The sequence below is a fragment of the Nonomuraea deserti genome, assembly GCF_004348685.1.
Lineage (GTDB): Bacteria > Actinomycetota > Actinomycetes > Streptosporangiales > Streptosporangiaceae > Nonomuraea > Nonomuraea deserti.
In genome coordinates this window covers 1-3,824 of record NZ_SMKO01000355.1, presented here as the reverse complement: position 1 = coordinate 3,824, position 3,824 = coordinate 1, and the positions used below count along the sequence as shown (strand labels likewise).

At 69.7% G+C, this 3,824-nt stretch carries 3 protein-coding genes; 2 read left to right on the top strand and 1 reads right to left on the bottom strand.

Translation table 11 applies throughout. The features are described 5' to 3' along the window. Positions 1–162 precede the first annotated feature (162 nt). Positions 163–1,632, bottom strand: a complete 1,470-nt coding sequence (locus E1292_RS49735; RefSeq protein WP_132606774.1) for an aldehyde dehydrogenase (NADP(+)) — start codon at positions 1,630–1,632, stop codon at positions 163–165. A 105-nt stretch (positions 1,633–1,737) separates the two neighbouring features. Between E1292_RS49735 and E1292_RS49730 the strand changes: the two genes are divergently transcribed. Further along, the gene (locus tag E1292_RS49730) at positions 1,738–2,994 is read left to right on the top strand and encodes a glucarate dehydratase family protein (RefSeq protein WP_132606773.1); all 1,257 of its coding nucleotides are present in this window, start codon (positions 1,738–1,740) and stop codon (positions 2,992–2,994) included. Further along, a partial coding sequence (locus E1292_RS49725) for a hypothetical protein (RefSeq protein WP_181958429.1) occupies positions 2,988–3,824 on the top strand: 837 nt, incomplete at its 3' end. The genes E1292_RS49730 and E1292_RS49725, both read left to right, overlap by 7 nt.

Sequence of the window (3,824 nt, the reverse complement as noted above, 5' to 3'; positions counted from 1 at the left end):
TCACGTGATCGTCCAGATGCACATAGAGTGCGGTCAGAAGGGCGTCCAAGTCAGTCTTCACACACCGACCATGGACGCCCTTCGTCACGCCCGCAGCCGATCACCGAATTTCACATCAGCGATCTAGCGGCCCGCCCCACGTCCCTGGTCACCTCCGGGTACTCACCCCTGCAGCCGACCGTCCACCCGGCGCGGAATGGACAGCGGGTTGGCGTCCTTGAGCTCGTCCGGCAGCAGTGCCTCAGGCCAGTCCTGGTACGCCGTGGGCGCCAGCCACCGATCGATGGCCGTGGCGCCGACGGACGTGAACGCCGACGTCGACGCGGGCCACGGACCACCGTGATGCATCGCCCAGCACACGGCCACCCCGGTCGGCCATCCGTTCCAGATGAGGCGGCCCGCCTTCTTGCCGAGCACCTCGACGACGTCGCCCGCCTCGGCGGGGTCGGTGCTGTGAACGGTCGCGGTGAGCGACCCTTCGAGCCGCTCGATGACCGGCGGCAGATCGGAAATATCCCGATAGGTCACCACGATCGCCGCCGGCCCGAAGCACTCCTCGGCGATGTGCGGGAGCTTCTCCGCGAACGTGTCGAGATCGGTGGTGAACACCTTGGGCGTGACCGCCCAGTTCCCCTCACCGGGCTTGCCCTCGGCCAGCAGCCGCAGCCCGCCCAGCCGCTCGACGCCGCCGAGATAGCCGTTCCTGATGCGCTCGGCCAGCATGGTGCCGCCGCTGGTCCCCTCAACGGCCTCCACGAGAGCCTGCCGCAGCTCGTCGTCGTTCGGCACGAACATGAGCCCGGGATTCGTGCAGAACTGCCCGACGCCCAGCGTCAGCGACCCGGCGAACCCCGTGGCCACCTCCTTGGCGGGCGCCGACGGCAGCACGACCACGGGGTTGACGCTTCCCAGCTCGCCGTAGAACGGGATCGGCACCTCCCGCTCGTCGATCAGTTTCTGGATCGCCTTGCCCCCGGCCACCGACCCGGTGAACCCGGCCGCGACCACCTCGGGGTGCTTGACCAGATCGATGCCCGCCTGCATGCCCTGCACCAGCCCCAGCAGATCGGGGTTCGGCAACGCCTCACGGACGATCTTCGCGACCCGCTCGGAGGTGTTCGGATGCCCGGGGTGCGCCTTGACGACCACCGGGCACCCCGCGGCCAGCGCGGACGCGGTGTCGCCCCCGGCCACCGAGAACGCGAACGGGAAGTTGCTGGCCGAGAAGACGGCGACGACGCCCTGCAGCGCGTGCTTCATCCGGCGTACGTCGGGCCTCGGCGGCGTCAGGGAGCCGTCGGCGTGGTCGATGACGGCCTCCAGGTAGCCGCCGTCCCTGATCACCTGGGCGAACAGCCGGAACTGCCCGGCCGCACGTGCCACCTCACCGCGCAGCCGTACCTCTCCGAGTGCGGTCTCCTGGTCGGCGAGCTGCCACAGCTCGTCCACGTGCGCGGTGAGCGCGTCGGAGACGGCCTCGAGCGCGCGCGCCCGCTCCTCCGCGGAGGCCGCCCGCCAGGCGGCGCCGGCGGCGGCCGCGGCGGAAACGGCCACGTCGACCCCGGCGCTGTCGGTCTCGGGCAGTGCGGTACCCACGGTCTCGCCTGTCCTGGGGTCGTGTCCGTAGATCATCGAATGGCCCTTCGGAGTCTTGACACTTCTTCAGCCCGATTCTTACAGTTGCGGCAACTTGTCCACAAATCTGGCTATTGTTCACATATATGGACGGCGGTCGTAATGATCATTAGGCAGATCCGCATCACGCCTGTTGCTTTCCGGGATCCGCCCCTTCTGAACGCCGCCGGAGTCCACGAGCCGTGGGCCCTCCGTACCATTGTCGAGGTCGTCACCGATGAAGGTCTGACCGGGTTGGGAGAGACCTACGGGGACTCCGGCCACCTCGGCAAGGTGCGCGAGTGCGCGCAGGCCCTGATCGGCCTCGACGTGCACGACACCAACACGATGTACGCCCGGATCAGCGCGATCACCGGGAACGTCGTCAGCGACATGCACGGCCTGACCGGTGTCGCCACGAAGGAGAAGAGCATCGACCGGGTCTTCTCCCCCTTCGAAGTGGCCTGCCTGGACATCCGCGGCAAGGCCGCCGGCGTGCCGGTCGTGGACCTGCTCGGCGGCAGGGTCAGAGACGCCGTCCCCTACAGCGCGTACCTCTTCTACAAGTGGACGGGCCACCCGGGCGAGGAGCCGGACCGCTTCGGCGCGGCCTTGGACGAGGCGGGTGTCGTCGAGCAGGCCAGGCTGCTCATCAAGGAGTACGGCTTCGCATCCATCAAGCTCAAAGGGGGTGTCTACCACCCGGACCAGGAGATCGCCGCCATCCGCGCCCTGCATGAGGCGTTCCCCGGGGTGCCACTCCGCCTGGACCCCAACGCCGCCTGGACGGTGGAGACCTCAATCCGCGTGGGCCGCGAACTCGAGGGCGCCCTGCAGTATCTCGAAGACCCCACTCCCGGCATCCCCGGCATGGCCGAGGTGGCCGCCGCCGTCCCCATGCCGCTCGCCACGAACATGTGCGTGGTCACCCCCGAACACCTCCCGCCCGCCATCGCCTCGCGCGCGATCGGCGTGCTCCTGCTCGACCACCACTACTGGGGCGGCCTGGTCCGTTCCTCGCACATCGCCTCCCTCTGCGACACGTTCGGGCTGGAACTGTCCATGCACTCCAACTCCCACCTCGGGATCAGCCTGGCCGCCATGACCCATCTGGCCGCCGCCACCCCGAACCTCACCTTCGCCTGCGACACCCACACCCCCTGGCAGAACGGCCAGGACGTGGTCGCACCTGGCGCCCTGCGCTTCACCGCCGGAGCCGTCCCCGTGCCCGCAGGCCCTGGCCTGGGCGTCGAACTGGACCGCGACGCCCTGGCGCTCATGAGCGAGCAGTACGAGAAATGCGGGATCCGCGCCCGCGACGACACGACGTACATGCAGCGCTTCGAGCCCGCCTTCTCCGCGAGGAGGCCCCGATGGTGAACGTGGCCTACGTCTACCCGTGGGACGTCGTCGGCGACCCCTCGGCCCCAGACCGCCTCGCCGGCCTGGGCGTGGAGGCGGTCGCGCTGGCGGCCGGCTATCACTCCACCAGGGCCGCCACGCCATACCACCCCGCCCACCGCGTCCTGGACGTGCCCTACCCCGCCTTCTACCTCCCGATCCGCCCGTCATCGTGGTCCCGTCTCGTACCCGCCTCCCCCACCTGGACTCCCGAGGACGCCTACCTCCAGGCCCGGGACGCCCTGAAGGCAGCCGGCCTGCAGGTGCACGCCTGGACCGTGCTGACGCACAACTCCCACCTGGGAGTTGCCCACCCGGATCTGACCGTCCGCAACGCCTTCGGCGACCCCTACCCGTACGCCCTGTGCCCCGCGCACGAGGACGTCATCGAATACTGCGAGCGCCTGGTGCAGGAGATCCTCACCGTGGGCGAACCCGACGGGCTGATCCTGGAAGCCTGCGGCCCGATGGGCTTCGGCCACCAGAGCGTCCACGAGAAGACATCCGGCGCCGACTGGACCTCCGCGGACACCGACCTGCTGTCACTGTGCTTCTGCACCGCCTGCGCCGACCGCTACCCCCCGAACACCCAGGACCAGGTCCGCGCCGTCATCGACCGCGCCCTTCCCACCGAACCCGCGCACAGGACCATCGACGAGGCTCTGGGCCGGCTGGCCGACGAGGTGCGCGCCGTACGGGTCGGGCTGTCCACCTCCCTGCGCGAACGCCTGATCGCCGTCGCGAGAAGCGCCTCCCCCACCGTCCCCATCACCTTGCACGCCAACCCCGACCCCTGGGCCGCCGGTGCC

Coding starts and splice junctions, on each gene's coding strand:
- E1292_RS49735 (WP_132606774.1), bottom strand. CDS start 1,632: ATGATCTACGGACACGACCCCAGGACAGGCGAGACCGTGGGTACCGCA.
- E1292_RS49730 (WP_132606773.1), top strand. CDS start 1,738: ATGATCATTAGGCAGATCCGCATCACGCCTGTTGCTTTCCGGGATCCG.